Raw genomic sequence first — 18,596 nt, forward strand, 5'->3', positions numbered from 1 at the left:
CAGGAACCGCACCACCAGACTGCAACAGCCGGTGTTTTCCCAGATCGAGGGGCCGGCATAGACAAAGGCAGGAATAGAGATGGCTAAGAAAATTGCAGGCCAGCTCAAGCTCCAGGTTGCCGCGGGCTCGGCTACGCCGTCGCCCCCGATCGGCCCGGCGCTTGGTCAGCGCGGCATCAACATCATGGAGTTCTGCAAGGCGTTCAACGCGCAGACCCAGGAAATGGAAAAGGGATCGCCGATTCCGGTCGTCATCACCTACTATCAGGACAAGTCGTTCACCTTCGTCATGAAGACGCCGCCGGTGAGCTACTTCCTGAAGAAGGCCGCTAACCTGAAGTCGGGCTCCAAGGAGCCGGGCAAGGTCAAGGCCGGCACGATCGGCCGCGACAAGGTCCGCGCCATCGCCGAGCAGAAGATTAAGGATCTGAACGCAAACGACGTCGAGGCGGCCATGCGCATGGTCGAGGGCTCCGCCCGCTCGATGGGTCTGGAAGTGGTGGGCTGAGATCATGGCAAAGATTGCAAAGCGTGTATCGAAGACCCGCGAAGGCATCGATCCCAACAAGGCTTATACCTTGGGTGACGCGCTGAAGCTGCTCAAGGATCGCTCGACGGTTAAGTTTGACGAGACGATCGAAGTCGCGATGAATCTCGGCGTTGATCCTCGCCATGCCGACCAGATGGTCCGCGGCGTGGTCAACCTGCCGAACGGCACCGGCCGCTCGGTCCGCGTCGCCGTGTTCGCCCGTGGCGACAAGGCCGAGGAAGCCAAGGCCGCCGGCGCCGACATCGTCGGCGCGGAGGACCTGGTCGACATCGTCCAGAAGGGCACGATCGATTTCGATCGCTGCATCGCCACGCCGGACATGATGCCGCTCGTCGGCCGTCTGGGCAAAGTGCTCGGCCCGCGCGGCATGATGCCGAACCCGAAGGTCGGTACCGTCACCACCGACGTCGCGGCCGCCGTCAAGGCATCGAAGGGCGGCGCTGTGGAGTTCCGCGTCGAGAAGGCCGGCATCGTTCACGCCGGCGTCGGCAAGGTCTCGTTCGACGTCAAGGCGCTGGAAGAAAACGTCCGCGCCTTCGCCGATGCGGTGACCAAGGCAAAGCCGGCTGGCGCCAAGGGCAACTACGTCAAGAAGGTGTCCGTCACCTCGACGATGGGCCCGGGCCTCAAGCTCGACGTCTCGACGCTCGCGGCGTCCTGATTAACCGTTTGGATCGGCCGCTGAACGGGCCGATCCGTAAGTGAATTCCGGGCCTGGATCGTTCTGGGCCCGGTACCGGGAGCCGAAAGGTTTCCGGACATCCTGTCCGAGATTGCAGGCGGCCCGGCCTTGATTGAAAAGGGCGGCCTTAATTCATGTGGGCCTGCATGAGACGGGTGAAGACCTGACAACGGAGCAAGCGCTCCAATGAAAGGTTCGAACCGTGTTTGCCTTTTGTCTGCGCATCGTCCGGCTTGCCGGCGATGTGGCGAAAGGGGGCAGGATCCTCGAGCGCTGTTCGGGAGATCCGTTACTGGATGGCCCGGCCGGCAAAAGGCAACCCGACGCCTGTCCTCGTGAATGGGAATGTTCCCGTTAGCAGGATGGGGGTCAACTGGAGATAGGCAGTGGACAGAGCGGAAAAACGCGAACTCGTCACGGGCCTGAACGATGCGTTCTCGAACGCGGGTTCAGTGGTCGTGGCCCACTATGCCGGTATCACCGTCGCGCAAATGAACGACCTCCGGTCGAAAATGCGCGCTGCCGGTGGCACCGTTAAAGTCGCGAAGAACCGTCTCGCCAAAATCGCTCTTCAGGGCACGGACTCCGCATCGATCATCGATCTGTTCAAGGGACAGACGCTGGTCGCCTATTCGGAGGATCCGATTGCGGCGCCGAAGGTCGCGTCCGATTTCGCCAAGGGGAATGACAAGCTCGTCATTCTCGGCGGCGCAATGGGCACCACCTCGCTCAACGCCGACGGTGTGAAGGCACTCGCCACACTTCCGTCGCTCGACGAGCTGCGCGCCAGGCTGGTTGGCATGATCGCCACGCCGGCAACCCGGATCGCCCAGATCGTCAATGCGCCCGCGGCTTCGGTCGCGCGTGTCATCGGCGCTTACGCCCGGAAGGACGAGGCGGCATGAGGCCGTTCCTCGCTATCACAAACACACGTTCGAACCTTATGAAGGAATACAACAATGGCTGATCTCGCAAAGATCGTAGACGACCTTTCGAAGCTGACCGTCCTTGAGGCGGCTGAGCTGTCGAAGCTTCTGGAAGAAAAGTGGGGCGTTTCGGCTGCTGCTCCCGTGGCTGTTGCCGCTGCCGGCGGCGCTGCCGCTGCCGCCGCTCCGGTCGAGGAAAAGACGGAATTCGACGTCGTCCTCACCGATGCCGGCGCCCAGAAGATCAACGTCATCAAGGAAGTCCGCGCCATCACCGGCCTTGGCCTCAAGGAAGCCAAGGACCTGGTCGAAGCGGCTCCGAAGCCGGTCAAGGAAGCCGTTTCCAAGGCCGACGCCGACAAGTTCAAGGCCCAGCTGGAAGCAGCCGGCGCCAAGGTCGAGCTGAAGTAAGCGTAACAATCGGCGGACGGCCTCGCGCCGTCCGCCACTCCCTCGGGCGACCTGGGGAGGCTGCCTAGCGCGAGATGCACGAAAACCTCTTTCCTGAGGGCCGGAAACCGGCTCTCAGGAAACGGGTTTTCTCCCGTTTTAGCCGGCCGCCGCCAAGTAGTTTGGTAATGGGGCCGGAGAACAGACAGAGAGCCGCTGCCCAGGCGGTTCGGATGCAAGGCGAGCCGCGGCGAGGCTCGCCCCGAGTTTAGAGCTAAGGAGCGACGATGGCCCAGACCCAGACTTTCAATGGCCGCAGACGCGTACGCAAGTTCTTCGGAAAGATCCCGGAAGTTGCGGAGATGCCGAACCTCATCGAGGTTCAGAAGGCGTCCTATGACCAGTTCCTGATGGTGGACGAGCCCAAGGGCGGACGTCCGGACGAGGGACTGCAGGCTGTTTTCAAGTCGGTCTTCCCGATCTCCGATTTTTCCGGCTCCTCGATGCTGGAGTTCGTGAAGTACGAGTTCGAAGGACCGAAATTCGACGTTGACGAATGCCGTCAGCGCGACCTCACCTATGCCGCACCGCTGAAGGTGACGCTGCGCCTGATCGTGTTCGATATCGACGAGGATACCGGCGCGAAGTCGATCAAGGACATCAAGGAGCAGGACGTCTACATGGGCGACATGCCGCTCATGACCTCGAACGGCACCTTCATCGTCAACGGCACCGAGCGCGTCATCGTCTCGCAGATGCACCGCTCGCCGGGCGTCTTCTTCGACCATGACAAGGGCAAGTCGCACTCGTCGGGCAAGCTCCTGTTTGCCGCGCGCGTCATCCCCTATCGCGGTTCGTGGCTCGACATCGAGTTCGATTCCAAGGACGTCGTGCACGCCCGCATCGACCGTCGCCGCAAGATTCCGGTGACGTCGCTGCTGATGGCGCTCGGAATGGACGGCGAAGAGATCCTGTCGACCTTCTACAACAAGATCACCTACAAGCGCGCCGGCGATCACTGGCGCATTCCGTTCAACGTCGATCGTTTCCGCGGCCTGAAGGCCGTCGGCGACCTGGTCGACGCCGACACGGGTGAGGTCGTTGTCGAGGCCGGCAAGAAGATCACCGCCCGCCAGGCCCGCCAGCTCGGCGAAAAGGGCCTGAAGGCGATCAAGGCGACCGACGAGGACCTGCTCGGCAACTATCTCGCCGAGGACATCGTCAATTACGCCACCGGCGAGATCTTCCTCGAGGCCGGCGACGAGATCGATGACAAGACGCTGAAGGTGCTGCTTGGCACCGGCGAGGACGAGATCCAGATACTCGACATCGATCACGTCAATGTCGGCGCCTACATCCGCAACACGCTCGCCGTCGACAAGAACGAGAGCCGCCAGGACGCGCTGTTCGACATCTATCGTGTCATGCGCCCCGGCGAGCCGCCGACGCTCGAAACCGCTGAAGCCATGTTCAACTCGCTGTTCTTCGACAGCGAGCGCTACGACCTGTCCGCCGTTGGCCGCGTCAAGATGAACATGCGCCTCGAACTCAAGGCCGAGGACACCGTGCGTGTATTGCGCAAGGACGACATCCTGGCCGTGGTCAAGACGCTGGTCGAACTGCGTGACGGCAAGGGCGAGATCGACGACATCGACAATCTCGGCAATCGCCGCGTGCGTTCGGTCGGCGAGCTGATGGAAAACCAGTACCGCGTCGGCCTGCTGCGCATGGAGCGCGCGATCAAGGAGCGTATGTCCTCGATCGAGATCGACACGGTCATGCCGCAGGACCTGATCAACGCCAAGCCGGCGGCTGCCGCCGTGCGCGAGTTCTTCGGTTCCTCGCAGCTGTCGCAGTTCATGGACCAGACCAATCCGCTGTCGGAGATCACCCACAAGCGCCGTCTCTCCGCGCTTGGACCGGGTGGTCTGACCCGCGAGCGCGCCGGCTTCGAGGTGCGCGACGTGCACCCGACGCATTACGGCCGCATCTGCCCGATCGAGACGCCGGAAGGCCCGAATATCGGCCTGATCAACTCGCTCGCCACCTTCGCGCGCGTCAACAAGTACGGCTTCATCGAGAGCCCGTACCGCAAGATCGTCGACGGCAAGCTGACCAATGACGTCGTCTATCTGTCGGCGATGGAAGAGGCCAAGCACCATGTCGCGCAGGCCAATGCCGAGCTCGACAAGGATGGTCGCTTTGTCGACGAATTCGTCATTTGCCGCAGTGCCGGCGAAGTGATGATGGCGCCGCGCGAAAACGTCGACCTGATGGACGTTTCGCCCAAGCAGATGGTGTCGGTGGCCGCGGCCCTGATTCCGTTCCTTGAGAACGACGACGCCAACCGCGCGCTGATGGGCTCGAACATGCAGCGCCAGGCCGTGCCGCTGGTGCGCGCCGAGGCGCCGTTCGTCGGCACCGGCATGGAGCCGATCGTCGCTCGTGACTCGGGCGCCGCCATCGGCGCCCGCCGCGGCGGCATCGTCGACCAGGTGGACGCGACGCGTATCGTCATCCGCGCAACGGAAGACCTCGATCCGGGCAAGTCCGGCGTCGACATCTACCGGCTGATGAAGTTCCAGCGTTCGAACCAGAACACCTGCATCAACCAGCGTCCGCTGGTGCGCATGGGCGACCGGGTCAACAAGGGCGACATCATCGCGGACGGTCCTTCGACCGAGCTCGGCGATCTGGCTCTCGGCCGCAACGTGCTGGTCGCGTTCATGCCGTGGAACGGCTACAACTACGAGGACTCGATCCTCCTGTCCGAGCGCATCGTCGCCGACGACGTCTTCACCTCGATCCACATCGAGGAGTTCGAGGTCATGGCGCGCGACACCAAGCTCGGACCGGAGGAAATCACGCGCGACATTCCGAACGTCTCGGAAGAAGCGCTGAAGAACCTCGATGAAGCCGGCATCGTCTATATCGGTGCCGAAGTTCAGCCGGGCGATATCCTGGTCGGCAAGATCACGCCGAAGGGCGAAAGCCCGATGACGCCGGAAGAAAAGCTTCTGCGCGCCATCTTCGGCGAAAAGGCATCCGATGTGCGCGACACCTCGATGCGCATGCCTCCGGGCACCTTCGGCACCGTCGTCGAGGTGCGCGTGTTCAATCGCCACGGTGTGGAGAAGGACGAGCGCGCCATGGCGATCGAGCGCGAGGAGATCGAACGCCTCGCCAAGGACCGTGACGACGAGCAGGCGATCCTGGATCGCAACGTCTACGCGCGCCTTTCCGACGTGCTCGTCGGCAAGGAAGCGATCGCCGGACCGAAGGGCTTCAAGAAGGGCTCGACGCTGTCGAAGGACACGCTCGACGAGTATCCGCGTTCGCAGTGGTGGCAGTTCGCCGTGGAGAACGAAAAGCTCCAGAGCGAACTGGAAGCCCTGCGCGGCCAGTACGACGATTCCAAGAAGGCACTCGAACAGCGCTTCATGGACAAGGTCGAGAAGGTGCAGCGCGGCGACGAAATGCCTCCGGGCGTCATGAAGATGGTCAAGGTCTTCGTGGCGGTGAAGCGCAAGATGCAGCCGGGTGACAAGATGGCCGGCCGTCACGGCAACAAGGGTGTCGTGTCGCGCATCGTTCCGGTCGAGGACATGCCTTTCCTCGAGGACGGCACGCATGCCGATATCGTGCTCAACCCACTGGGTGTGCCGAGCCGCATGAATGTCGGCCAGATCCTGGAAACGCATCTGGGCTGGGCTTGCGCCGGAATGGGCAGGAAGATCGGCGAGATGATCGACGCCTACAAGTCTGCCGGCGACATCAAGCCGCTGCGCAAGACGCTGGAGAGCTTCATGCCCGCCAACGACCGCAACGAGCCGGTCCGCGAGTATGACGACGAGAGCATCGTTCGCCTGAGCGAGCAGATGCGCCGCGGCGTCTCGATCGCAACCCCGGTGTTCGACGGCGCGCACGAGGCCGACATCAACGTCATGCTGGAGCAGGCGGGCCTGCACACCAGCGGTCAGTCGCAGCTCTATGACGGACGCACCGGCGAGCCGTTCGATCGCAAGGTGACGATGGGCTACATCTACATGCTCAAGCTTCACCACCTCGTGGATGACAAGATCCACGCGCGTTCGATCGGTCCGTACTCGCTCGTCACCCAGCAGCCGCTGGGCGGCAAGGCGCAGTTCGGCGGCCAGCGCTTCGGCGAAATGGAGGTCTGGGCGCTGGAAGCCTACGGCGCCGCCTATACGCTGCAGGAAATGCTGACGGTGAAGTCGGACGACGTCGCTGGCCGCACCAAGGTCTACGAGGCGATCGTCCGCGGTGACGACACCTTCGAGGCCGGCATTCCCGAGAGCTTCAACGTTCTCGTCAAGGAGATGCGGTCGCTCGGCCTCAACGTCGAATTGGAGAACACCAAGCTCGACGAAGCCCCGGTTCGGCTGCCCGACGCAGCGGAATAAACAAGACACCCGGTCGCGGGAGAGGCTCCCGCGACCGGGTGCACCAAATTCTTCGGCCGGTGGGCCGACCACTCAGCGGGCATTTGCCCCGCATCAGATGCAAGGGGTTTTCGAGGACCCCGAAAGGAGAACGGCATGAACCAAGAGGTCATGAATCTCTTCAATCCCCAGGCGCCGGCGCAGGTGTTCGATTCCATCCGGATATCGCTCGCCAGCCCTGAGAAGATTCTGTCCTGGTCGTTCGGCGAGATCAAGAAGCCGGAGACCATCAACTACCGCACCTTCAAGCCGGAGCGTGACGGTCTGTTCTGCGCGCGCATTTTTGGCCCGATCAAGGACTACGAGTGCCTGTGCGGCAAGTACAAGCGCATGAAGTACAAGGGCGTCATCTGCGAAAAGTGCGGTGTCGAAGTCACGCTGTCGCGCGTTCGCCGCGAGCGCATGGGCCATATCGAGCTGGCGGCACCCGTCGCCCATATCTGGTTCCTGAAGTCGCTGCCCTCGCGCATCGGCACGCTGCTCGACATGACCCTGAAGGACATCGAGCGCGTCCTCTACTTCGAGAACTACATCGTCACCGAACCCGGCCTCACCGCGCTGAAGGAGCACCAGCTGCTCAGCGAGGAAGAGTACATGATCGCCGTCGACGAATATGGCGAGGATAGCTTCACCGCCATGATCGGCGCCGAGGCCATTCATGACCTTCTGGCCGGCATGGACCTGGAGAAGATCGCCGGCGACCTGCGTTCGGAGCTGGCTTCGACCACGTCCGAGCTGAAGCAGAAGAAGTATCTGAAGCGGCTCAAGGTCGTCGAGAACTTCATGGAGTCCGGCAACCGTCCGGAATGGATGATCATGAAGGTGGTTCCGGTGATTCCGCCGGACCTGCGCCCGCTCGTCCCGCTGGACGGCGGACGTTTCGCGACGTCGGACCTCAACGATCTCTATCGACGCGTCATCAACCGCAACAACCGTCTGAAGCGGCTGATCGAGTTGCGTGCCCCCGGCATCATCGTGCGCAATGAAAAGCGCATGCTGCAGGAAGCCGTCGACGCGCTGTTCGACAACGGCCGCCGTGGCCGCGTCATCACCGGCGCCAACAAGCGTCCGCTGAAGTCGCTCTCGGATATGCTCAAGGGCAAGCAGGGCCGGTTCCGCCAGAACCTGCTCGGCAAGCGCGTCGACTATTCCGGCCGTTCGGTCATCGTCACCGGTCCGGAGCTCAAGCTGCACCAGTGCGGCCTGCCCAAGAAGATGGCGCTCGAACTGTTCAAGCCCTTCATCTACGCCCGCCTCGACGCCAAGGGTTACTCCTCGACCGTCAAGCAGGCCAAGAAGCTGGTCGAGAAGGAGCGTCCGGAAGTCTGGGATATCCTCGACGAGGTCATCCGCGAGCATCCGGTGCTCTTGAACCGCGCGCCGACGCTGCACCGCCTCGGCATCCAGGCGTTCGAGCCGATCCTGATCGAAGGCAAGGCGATCCAGCTGCATCCGCTGGTCTGCACGGCCTTCAACGCCGACTTCGACGGCGACCAGATGGCGGTCCACGTGCCGCTGTCGCTGGAAGCACAGTTGGAAGCCCGTGTGCTGATGATGTCGACCAACAACATCCTGCACCCGGCTTCGGGCGCGCCGATCATCGTGCCGTCGCAGGACATGGTTCTGGGTCTCTACTACCTCTCGATCGTCAACCAGAACGAGCCGGGCGAGGGCATGGTGTTTGCCGACATGGGCGAACTCCAGCACGCGCTCGAGACCAAGGCGGTGACCCTGCACGCCAAGATCAAGGGCCGCTTCCGCTCGGTCGACGCCGAAGGCAAGGTCGTGTCGAAGATCTACGACACCACGCCTGGCCGCATGATCATCGGCGAGCTTCTGCCGAAGAACGTCAACGTGCCTTACGAGACCGCCAACCAGGAGATGACCAAGAAGAACATCTCCAAGATGATCGACACCGTCTACCGCCATTGCGGTCAGAAGGAGACGGTCATTTTCTGCGATCGCATCATGGCGCTCGGTTTCGCCCATGCCTGCCGTGCCGGCATTTCGTTCGGCAAGGACGACATGCTGATCCCGGATACCAAGATCAAGCTGGTGTCGGACACCGAGGCCTTGGCCAAGGAATACGAGCAGCAGTACAATGACGGCCTGATCACGCAGGGCGAGAAGTACAACAAGGTCGTCGACGCCTGGGCCAAGTGCTCGGAAAAGGTCGCCGACGAAATGATGGCCCGCATCAAGGCGGTCGAGTTCGAGGACAATGGTCGTCAGAAGCCGATGAACTCGATCTACATGATGTCGCACTCCGGTGCGCGCGGCTCGCCCACCCAGATGCGCCAGCTCGCCGGCATGCGCGGCCTGATGGCCAAGCCGTCGGGTGAAATCATCGAGACGCCGATCATCTCGAACTTCAAGGAAGGCCTGACCGTGCTCGAGTACTTCAACTCGACCCACGGCGCCCGCAAGGGTCTGGCGGACACCGCCCTGAAGACGGCGAACTCGGGCTATCTCACCCGTCGTCTGGTCGACGTGGCGCAGGACTGCATCGTCAACTCCGTGGACTGCGGCACCGACAAGGGCCTCACCATGCAGCCGATCGTCGATGCCGGTCAGGTCGTCGCTTCGGTCGGCCAGCGCGTGCTGGGCCGCACCGCGCTCGACGACATCAACCATCCGGTGACCGGCGAATTGCTGGTCAAGGCCGGAACGCTGATGGACGAGCGCGACGTGGAGCAGATCGAGAAGGCCGGCGTGCAGTCGGTCCGCATCCGCTCGGCGCTGACTTGCGAAGTCAGGGTCGGCGTCTGCGCGGTCTGCTACGGACGCGATCTGGCCCGGGGCACCCCGGTCAACCAGGGCGAGGCCGTCGGCGTTATCGCGGCGCAGTCGATCGGCGAGCCGGGCACCCAGCTCACCATGCGTACCTTCCACATGGGCGGTACGGCGCAGGTGGTGGATAGCTCGTTCCTTGAAGCCTCCTATGAGGGCAAGGTCGAGATCCGCAACCGCAACGTGGTGCGCAACTCGGACGGCCAGCAGATGGTCATGGGCCGCAACATGGCGGTGCTGATCCTCGACGAGGCCGGCAAGGAGCGCGCCACGCACCGCGTCACCTATGGTTCGCGCATCTTCGTGGACGATGGCGACAAGGTGAAGCGCGGCCAGCGCATCGCCGAATGGGATCCTTACACCCGCCCGATCCTCACCGAAATCGAGGGCAAGGTGGCGTTCGAGGATCTGGTCGACGGCATTTCCGTCCAGGAAACGGCCGACGAGTCGACCGGCATCACCAAGCGCGAGGTCATCGACTGGCGTTCGACGCCGCGCGGCAACGACCTGAAGCCGGCGATCGTCGTTCAGGACGCCAAGGGCAAGGTCGGCAAGCTGTCGAAGGGCGGCGATGCCCGCTTCCTGCTCTCGGTCGAGGCCATTCTCTCGGTCGAGCCGGGTGCTCAGGTTCGCCCTGGCGACGTCCTGGCGCGTATCCCGATGGAAAGCGCCAAGACCAAGGACATCACCGGCGGTCTGCCGCGTGTTGCCGAGCTGTTCGAGGCCCGTCGTCCGAAGGATCACGCCATCATCGCAGAGATCGATGGTACGATCCGCTTCGGCCGCGACTACAAGAACAAGCGCCGCATCATCATCGAGCCGCATGACTCGACGCTTGAGCCTGTCGAATACCTGATCCCGAAGGGCAAGCCGTTCCATCTCCAGGACGGCGACGTCATCGAGAAGGGCGACTACATCCTCGACGGCAATCCGGCGCCGCACGACATCCTGGCGATCAAGGGCGTGGAGGCGCTTGCGTCCTACCTCGTCAACGAGATCCAGGAGGTCTACCGTCTGCAGGGCGTGTCGATCAACGACAAGCACATCGAGGTGATCGTTCGCCAGATGCTGCAGAAGGTCGAGATCACCACGCAGGGCGACTCGACCTATATTCCGGGCGACCACGTCGACGTGATCGAACTGGAAGAGGTCAACGAGCGCCTGGTCGAGGACGGCAAGAAGCCGGCCGAAGGCCAGCCGGTGCTGCTCGGCATCACCAAGGCCTCGCTGCAGACGCCGTCCTTCATCTCGGCCGCCTCCTTCCAGGAGACGACCAGGGTGCTGACGGAAGCCGCGGTTGCCGGCAAGACCGACATGCTGCAGGGCTTGAAGGAAAACGTCATCGTCGGCCGGCTGATCCCGGCCGGTACCGGCGGCACGATGAGCCAGATCCGCCGCATCGCCACCTCGCGCGACGAACTGATCATCGACGAGCGCCGCAAGGCCTCCGGTGTCGAAGTCGCCGAGCCGATGCTGGCCGACATGACAACCGCCGCGCAGTAGGCGCGGCGGCAAGAAATCTCAGGCAACAAGGCCGCCGGGGCAACCCGGCGGCCTTTTCGTTTCAACGAACAATCGAGGAAGGCAGATGAGCACGAAAACCTGGACGGCTGTCGATAACTACATCGTTTCCTTGCTCTTCGAGGCGGATCCCGTTCTCGACGCGGTCCTGGCGGCCAACCGCGACGGTGGCTTGCCGGCGATCGACGTCTCGGCGGCGCAAGGAAAGCTGCTCTCGCTGCTGGTGCGCATTCGCGGCGCGAAAAAGGTGCTCGAGATTGGTACGCTGGGCGGTTATTCCACCATCTGGATGGCGCGGGGATTGCCGGCCGGCGGCAAGATCGTGACGCTCGAACTCGATCCGCACCACGCCAAGGTCGCGCGTTCGAATTTCGAGCGGGCAGGGGTTTCCCGACGGGTCGATCTGCGGGTCGGGCCGGCGCTGCAGTCTCTCACTGCTCTGGGCGCCGAAAACGCCGGGCCGTTCGACCTCGTTTTCATCGACGCCGACAAGCCTAACAACCCCAACTATCTCTCCTGGGCCATGCGGCTCTCGCGCTCGGGAACGGTCATCGTCTGCGACAACGTCATCCGTGACGGCGCGGTGCTCGTTGAGGATGGTCGCGACGCCAATGTCGAAGGTGCACGCGCTGCATTCTCTTTCATCGGTGCCGACAAGCGCCTGGACGGCACCGCGATCCAGACTGTCGGCGCCAAGGGCTATGACGGGTTTGCCATAGCGATTGTCGATTGAGTTGTTGCGATGGCGGTCGGATCCGAGATCCGGGCGACAGTCGCTGTTCAGTCGAAGAACGCTTCGACCACATTGCGCTTGCCGAGCATGAAGGCGTCGGCGACATGCTGGAGCGGCGCCAGGTCGACATCGGAGATACCGGCGCGCACGATCTCGGCGAAACGCCTGTAGAGTTCAGGATATTCCGCTTCCGGTTCTTCATGGACGACGCGGCCGTCGATGGCGAGTTTCGAGCCACCGCCCGAGAGCACCATCTTGCCGGTATCGGTATCGGCAAGAATGTCCCAGCTCTGCGGTCCGGTCTGGAGCCAATCGAGATCCATCGTCACCGCCGAACCATTCGCCGCACGGAAGGCGACCTGGGCTGCGATCGGCGCGTCGCGGTTCTCCGGGAAATCGAGCGCGGCCGAGGTGATGTACATGGCGGGCAGGATGTAGGTCGCGATCGACAGCGCGTTGATGCCTGGATCGAAGACGCCGAAGCCGCCAGGTTGCCAGATCCAGTCCTGGTTCGGGTGCCAGCGGCGCACGTCTTCCTTCCAGACGATCGCCGCTGATCTGATCTTCGTCGATGCCAAGAATGTCCGTGCCGCTTCCACCGCCGGAGCATAGCGCGAATGCCAACTGGCGAACAGCGACACGCCCTGTTTCGCCGCCAGCGCCTTCAGGTCCTCGACCTCGCTGACCGTGGCGCCGGGCGGCTTTTCCAGGAACACGTGCTTCTTCGCGTCGAGTGCGATGCGCGCGGCATGGTAGCGGAATTGCGGCGGCATACAGAGTGAGACGGCGTCGAGTTCGGGAACGGCGCCAAGCATCGTCTCGATATCGGGAAAATTCTGGATGTCTTCAACCTTGCCATGCCGGCTGGCAGCGGCGAGCAGCCGGTAGTCCCGGTCCTTGGCGAGCGCCGGAAGGTGCTGGTCGCGGACGATCTTGCCGACACCGACAATACCTATCTTGATGGGCTGGGACACGGCCGCTCCGTCTGTGGATGATGGTGAGCGCTTCTTATCAGAACACTTGCCCCGGACAAGCCGAAGCCGAAAGGTCAACTCCGTCTTTGCCGGAGCTGCAGCGTGGGCCTTTCACTCGTTGGAAGGCTTCAGCGGCGATTCGAACGGCAAGGGCCGGCACGCTTTCAGATCGGCACGTCAAAGGTCACGATCGACACTTCGCCTTCGAGCGCGCCCTGGAAGGCCGAAAGATGCGGCTCCTCGTCGGGCTCGCCCTCCATGTCGCCGATCTGGTCGAGCTCGGCTTCGGCGTAACCCTCCGCCGCCAGCGATTCGAGCGCACGGCGCACCGCCGAATCGTCATCAGGCGCAACCAGCATGACGTGCACGCCTTCCGGCTTGCCGCCTTTTCTCTTCCACACCCGGCCGGTGATGATGGTGACCGGGCGTTCCTCGTTGTCGTTCACGGGCCGATTCCTTCGCGGCGAGGGGCTTTGACTGTTCATGCGGCTTTTTCGCATGAAGCCGCGCCGCGCAACAGCCAAAACCCGGTCACTTTCTTCCTCGCCCTTGCAAAATGACGAAAGAAAATTACCTGCGGTTTACGCATGGCTGCCAAGCCCCGGCTTCAATGCAATATTTGCCGCTCCGGGGTTGACGGTACGCGGGCTTGCGAGTAGAAGCCGCCCAGTCAGAACCGATGTGAGGCTCTCCCTTCCGAAGCGACACGCTTTGGAGTTTGCCTCAAACAGGGTTCGTTTTACGAGCGAAAAGACATTTCCGGCGTGCATGAAGCGGTATCCGCTTCCTCTGCGATTTGTTCGGGCAAGACCGCAAGGCGCGGTTTGTGGCCCGAATTTGCGTATGGAAATGACGCTTTGAGCGAGCCTTGACCGGCACGAGACACGGAATTGAGAGACAAGAGGGTTTAATGCCTACCGTCAACCAGCTGATCCGCAAGCCGCGCATTGCGCCGGTGAAGCGCAACAAGGTCCCGGCCATGCAGCAGAACCCGCAGAAGCGGGGCGTCTGCACGCGCGTCTACACAACGACGCCGAAGAAGCCGAACTCGGCGCTGCGCAAGGTGGCCAAGATCCGCCTGACCAATGGTTTCGAGGTGATCGGTTACATCCCCGGCGAAGGTCACAACCTTCAGGAGCATTCCGTGGTCATGATCCGCGGCGGCCGCGTCAAGGACCTTCCGGGTGTCCGTTACCACATCATCCGCGGTGTGCTCGACACGCAGGGTGTGAAGAACCGCAAGCAGCGCCGTTCGAAATACGGTGCCAAGCGTCCGAAGTAAGGTTTTCCGGCTTCGGCGCTTTTTTGATTGCGCCGGGCTATGAGAGATTGAGAGACAAAAGCCATGTCCCGTCGTCACAGTGCAGAAAAGCGTGAGATCAATCCGGACCCCAAGTTCGGCGATCTGATCGTCACCAAGTTCATGAACGCCGTCATGTATGACGGCAAGAAGTCGGTTGCCGAGACCATCGTCTACGGCGCGCTCGACCAGGTCCAGTCGAAGACCAAGCAGGAGCCGGTCACCGTCTTCCATCAGGCGCTCGACAATGTCGCGCCGCATGTGGAAGTGCGTTCGCGTCGCGTCGGCGGCGCCACCTACCAGGTTCCGGTCGACGTGCGCCCCGAGCGCCGTCAGGCGCTGGCCATTCGTTGGCTGATCGCCGCGGCCCGCAACCGCAACGAGACCACCATGGTCGACCGCCTTTCCGGCGAGCTGATGGACGCGGCCAACAACCGCGGCACCGCAGTGAAGAAGCGTGAAGACACCCACAAGATGGCTGAAGCCAACCGCGCCTTCGCGCACTACCGCTGGTAAAGCGCGAAAGAGACTGAGAGGCAGTTACGATGGCTCGCGAATATAAAATCGAAGACTACCGCAATTTCGGTATCATGGCGCATATCGACGCCGGCAAGACGACGACCACCGAGCGCGTCCTCTATTACACGGGCAAGTCGCACAAGATCGGCGAAGTGCACGACGGCGCCGCGACCATGGACTGGATGGAGCAGGAGCAGGAGCGCGGCATCACGATTACGTCGGCCGCGACCACGACCTTCTGGAAGGGCCGTGACGGCAAGATGCACCGCTTCAACATCATCGACACGCCCGGACACGTCGACTTCACCATCGAGGTCGAGCGTTCGCTGCGCGTGCTTGACGGCGCCATCGCGCTGCTCGACGCCAATGCCGGTGTGGAGCCGCAGACGGAAACCGTCTGGCGCCAGGCCGACAAGTACCGCGTGCCGCGTATGATCTTCTGCAACAAGATGGACAAGACCGGCGCCGACTTCTACCGCTCGGTCGAGATGATCGGCTCGCGCCTCGGTGCGCAGGCTGTCGTCATGCAGCTGCCGATCGGCGCCGAGACCGAATTCAAGGGCGTCGTCGACCTGGTCGAGATGAACGCGCTGGTCTGGCGCGACGAGACGCTGGGCGCTGCCTGGGACGTCGTCGAGATCCCGGCCGACCTCAAGGCCCGCGCCGAGGAATACCGCGAGAAGATGATCGAGGCCGCCGTCGAGATGGACGAGACGGCTCTTGAGAACTACCTCGAAGGCAAGATGCCGTCGAATGACGAGATCCGCGCGCTGATCCGCAAGGGCACCATCGCGGTCAAGTTCTTCCCGATGTTCTGCGGCTCGGCATTCAAGAACAAGGGCGTGCAGCCTCTGCTCGACGCCGTCGTGGAATACCTGCCGTCGCCGGCCGATGTGCCCGCGATCAAGGGTGTCGATGCCAAGACCGACGCCGAGATCGAGCGTCACGCCGACGACAACGAGCCGCTGTCGATGCTGGCGTTCAAGATCATGAACGACCCGTTCGTCGGTTCGCTGACCTTTGCCCGTATCTATTCGGGCAAGCTCACCAAGGGCATCTCGGTCGACAACACCGTGAAGGGCAAGAAAGAGCGCATCGGCCGCATGCTGCAGATGCATGCGAATTCCCGTGCCGACGTTGAAGAGGCCTATGCCGGCGACATCGTCGCTCTCGCAGGTCTCAAGGACACGACCACCGGCGATACGCTGTGCGATCCGCTTCATCCGGTCATCCTCGAGCGTATGGAATTCCCCGATCCGGTCATCCAGATCGCGATCGAGCCGAAGACCAAGAACGACCAGGAAAAGATGGGCCTCGCGCTGCATCGCCTGGCTGCCGAGGATCCGTCCTTCCGCGTCAAGACCGACGAGGAAAGCGGCCAGACCATCATTTCCGGCATGGGCGAGCTGCACCTCGACATCATCGTCGACCGCATGCGCCGCGAGTTCAAGGTCGAGGCCAATGTTGGTGCGCCGCAGGTGGCTTATCGCGAGACGATCACCCGCAGGCACGAGCAGGACTACACGCACAAGAAGCAGACCGGTGGTACCGGGCAGTTCGCCCGCGTGAAGATCGTGTTCGAGCCGAACCCCGATGGCGAGGATTTCGTGTTCGAATCCAAGATCGTCGGCGGCGCTGTGCCGAAGGAATACATCCCGGGTGTCGAGAAGGGCCTGCTGAGCAAGATGGGTTCCGGCCCGTTTGCCGGGTTCCCGATGATCGGCGTCAAGGCTACCTTGATCGACGGCGCTTTCCACGACGTCGACTCTTCGGTGCTCGCATTCGAAATCGCTTCCCGCGCTTGCTTTATGGAAGCTTCGCCGAAGCTCGGCGTGCAGCTGCTCGAGCCGATCATGAAGGTCGAGGTCGTGACGCCGGAAGATTATGTCGGCGGTGTCATCGGCGACCTCAACGGCCGTCGTGGCCAGATCCAGGGCCAGGAAGCCCGCGGCGTGGCAGTCGTCATCAACGCGATGGTGCCGCTCGCCAACATGTTCAAGTACGTCGACAATCTGCGCTCGATGAGCCAGGGCCGTGCGGCCTACACGATGCAGTTCGACCATTACGAGCCGGTCCCGACCGCGGTCGCCCAGGAAGTCCAGAAGAAATACGCGTAACCCGGCAGGGTGCTGCGGCAACTTAATTAAGAGCCCGTACGGGCGAGCAGGAATGGAGACATCACATGGCAAAAGGTAAATTCGAGCGCACCAAGCCGCATGTGAACATCGGCACGATTGGCCACGTTGATCATGGCAAGACGTCTTTGACGGCAGCGATCACCAAGTATTTTGGCGAATACAAGCGCTATGACCAGATTGACGCGGCGCCGGAAGAGAAGGCGCGCGGCATCACGATTTCGACGGCTCACGTTGAGTACGAGACGGAGAACCGCCACTACGCCCATGTCGACTGCCCCGGCCACGCCGACTATGTGAAGAACATGATCACCGGTGCCGCGCAGATGGACGGCGCGATCCTGGTTGTGTCGGCCGCCGACGGCCCGATGCCGCAGACCCGCGAGCACATCCTTTTGGCCCGCCAGGTCGGCGTGCCGTCGATCGTGGTGTTTTTGAACAAGGTCGACCAGGTCGACGATGCCGAGCTGCTTGAGCTGGTCGAGCTCGAGGTTCGCGAATTGCTGACCAAGAACGAGTTCCCCGGCGACGACATTCCGATCGTCAAGGGTTCGGCGCTGGCGGCTCTGGAAGATTCGGACAAGAAGATCGGCGAGGACGCGATCCGCGAGCTGATGGCTCAGGTCGACGCCTACATCCCGACGCCGGTTCGTCCGCTCGACAAGCCGTTCCTGATGCCGATCGAGGACGTGTTCTCGATCTCGGGCCGCGGCACGGTCGTGACCGGTCGCGTCGAGCGCGGCGTGGTCAAGGTCGGCGAGGAGCTGGAGATCATCGGCATCCGTCCGACCACCAAGACGACCTGCACGGGCGTCGAGATGTTCCGCAAGCTGCTCGACCAGGGCCAGGCGGGCGACAACATCGGCGCGCTGCTGCGCGGTGTCGACCGTGAAGGTGTCGAGCGCGGCCAGGTTCTGGCCAAGCCCGGTTCGGTGAAGCCGCACAAGAAGTTCGTGGCCGAAGCCTACATCCTGACCAAGGACGAGGGTGGCCGTCACACGCCGTTCTTCACCAACTACCGTCCGCAGTTCTACTTCCGCACCACCGACGTGACCGGCATCGTGTCGCTGCCGGCCGGCACCGAGATGGTGATGCCTGGCGACAACATCACGGTCGACGTCGAGCTGATCGTGCCGATCGCCATGGAAGAGAAGCTGCGCTTCGCCATCCGTGAAGGCGGCCGCACCGTCGGTGCCGGCATCGTCGTCACCATCAAAGAGTAATTTGGACTTAAACCGATCTGTCGCGGGCGCGGGTGCCCGCGCCGCGCCAGAACAAGGAAGTGACGCATGAACGGACAGAATATCCGCATCCGCCTGAAGGCGTTTGATCACCGGGTGCTCGACGCCTCGACGCGCGAAATCGTGTCGACGGCCAAGCGCACCGGTGCCAACGTCCGCGGCCCCATTCCGCTGCCGACGCGGATCGAAAAGTTCACGGTCAACCGGTCGCCTCACGTCGACAAGAAGAGCCGCGAGCAGTTCGAGATGCGCACGCACAAGCGTCTGCTCGATATCGTCGATCCGACCCCGCAGACCGTCGATGCTTTGATGAAGCTCGATCTGGCCGCCGGTGTCGACGTCGAGATCAAGCTCTAAGGGAATGAGAGCGCG

General features: G+C 62.6%; 14 protein-coding genes. 12 read left to right on the forward strand and 2 right to left on the reverse strand.

The window, feature by feature from the left end:
* The first annotated feature begins 79 nt into the window (after window positions 1-79).
* The 7 genes from rplK to FJ490_RS05910 all read left to right on the forward strand — a co-directional run bounded on the left by rplK (window position 80) and on the right by FJ490_RS05910 (window position 12,055).
* Window positions 80-508 (forward strand): 50S ribosomal protein L11, encoded by a 429-nt coding sequence (gene rplK, locus FJ490_RS05880; RefSeq protein WP_140728323.1) that lies wholly within the window; start codon window positions 80-82, stop codon window positions 506-508.
* A 4-nt stretch (window positions 509-512) separates the two neighbouring features.
* On the forward strand, window positions 513-1,211 hold the full coding sequence (rplA, locus tag FJ490_RS05885) for a 50S ribosomal protein L1 (RefSeq protein ID WP_140501624.1): 699 nt from the start codon (window positions 513-515) through the stop codon (window positions 1,209-1,211).
* A gap of 407 nt (window positions 1,212-1,618) precedes the next feature.
* On the forward strand, window positions 1,619-2,137 hold the full coding sequence (gene rplJ / locus FJ490_RS05890; protein ID WP_140515456.1) for a 50S ribosomal protein L10: 519 nt from the start codon (window positions 1,619-1,621) through the stop codon (window positions 2,135-2,137).
* Window positions 2,138-2,191: 54 nt separating this feature from the next.
* A complete protein-coding gene (rplL, locus tag FJ490_RS05895; protein ID WP_027146630.1) occupies window positions 2,192-2,569 on the forward strand; it encodes a 50S ribosomal protein L7/L12 in 378 nt (125 codons plus the stop codon).
* A 266-nt stretch (window positions 2,570-2,835) separates the two neighbouring features.
* Complete coding sequence (gene rpoB / locus FJ490_RS05900; protein ID WP_140501628.1) at window positions 2,836-6,972, forward strand: DNA-directed RNA polymerase subunit beta; 4,137 nt, start codon at window positions 2,836-2,838, stop codon at window positions 6,970-6,972.
* Window positions 6,973-7,107: 135 nt separating this feature from the next.
* A complete protein-coding gene (gene rpoC, locus FJ490_RS05905) occupies window positions 7,108-11,304 on the forward strand; it encodes a DNA-directed RNA polymerase subunit beta' (RefSeq protein WP_140561040.1) in 4,197 nt (1,398 codons plus the stop codon).
* Between the two features lie 85 nt (window positions 11,305-11,389).
* Complete coding sequence (locus tag FJ490_RS05910; RefSeq protein ID WP_140564600.1) at window positions 11,390-12,055, forward strand: O-methyltransferase; 666 nt, start codon at window positions 11,390-11,392, stop codon at window positions 12,053-12,055.
* A gap of 47 nt (window positions 12,056-12,102) precedes the next feature.
* Here FJ490_RS05910 and FJ490_RS05915 read toward each other — a convergent pair whose 3' ends face one another.
* Complete coding sequence (locus FJ490_RS05915) at window positions 12,103-13,029, reverse strand: Gfo/Idh/MocA family oxidoreductase (RefSeq protein ID WP_140564598.1); 927 nt, start codon at window positions 13,027-13,029, stop codon at window positions 12,103-12,105.
* 164 nt (window positions 13,030-13,193) lie between these two features.
* Window positions 13,194-13,475, reverse strand: a complete 282-nt coding sequence (locus tag FJ490_RS05920; protein ID WP_140501636.1) for a transcriptional regulator — start codon at window positions 13,473-13,475, stop codon at window positions 13,194-13,196.
* 464 nt (window positions 13,476-13,939) lie between these two features.
* On the opposite strand from FJ490_RS05920, the gene rpsL reads away from it, so the two are divergent.
* The 5 genes from rpsL (at window position 13,940) to rpsJ (ending at window position 18,581) form a co-directional block, all read left to right on the forward strand.
* Window positions 13,940-14,311: a 30S ribosomal protein S12 gene (gene rpsL / locus FJ490_RS05925; protein WP_006333356.1), complete on the forward strand. Its 372-nt coding sequence runs from the start codon at window positions 13,940-13,942 to the stop codon at window positions 14,309-14,311.
* Window positions 14,312-14,374: 63 nt separating this feature from the next.
* A complete protein-coding gene (gene rpsG / locus FJ490_RS05930) occupies window positions 14,375-14,845 on the forward strand; it encodes a 30S ribosomal protein S7 (RefSeq protein ID WP_008875664.1) in 471 nt (156 codons plus the stop codon).
* Between the two features lie 29 nt (window positions 14,846-14,874).
* Window positions 14,875-16,965 carry an elongation factor G gene (fusA, locus tag FJ490_RS05935; protein ID WP_140501638.1) on the forward strand — a complete coding sequence of 697 codons (2,091 nt, stop codon included), beginning with the start codon at window positions 14,875-14,877 and terminating at the stop codon, window positions 16,963-16,965.
* 65 nt (window positions 16,966-17,030) lie between these two features.
* Window positions 17,031-18,206: an elongation factor Tu gene (gene tuf, locus FJ490_RS05940; RefSeq protein ID WP_140515452.1), complete on the forward strand. Its 1,176-nt coding sequence runs from the start codon at window positions 17,031-17,033 to the stop codon at window positions 18,204-18,206.
* Between the two features lie 66 nt (window positions 18,207-18,272).
* Window positions 18,273-18,581, forward strand: coding sequence for a 30S ribosomal protein S10 (gene rpsJ, locus FJ490_RS05945; RefSeq protein WP_006205468.1), 309 nt, complete (start codon window positions 18,273-18,275; stop codon window positions 18,579-18,581).
* Window positions 18,582-18,596 lie beyond the last annotated feature (15 nt).

The sequence above is a fragment of the Mesorhizobium sp. B2-5-11 genome (assembly GCF_006440835.1).
Taxonomy (GTDB): domain Bacteria; phylum Pseudomonadota; class Alphaproteobacteria; order Rhizobiales; family Rhizobiaceae; genus Mesorhizobium.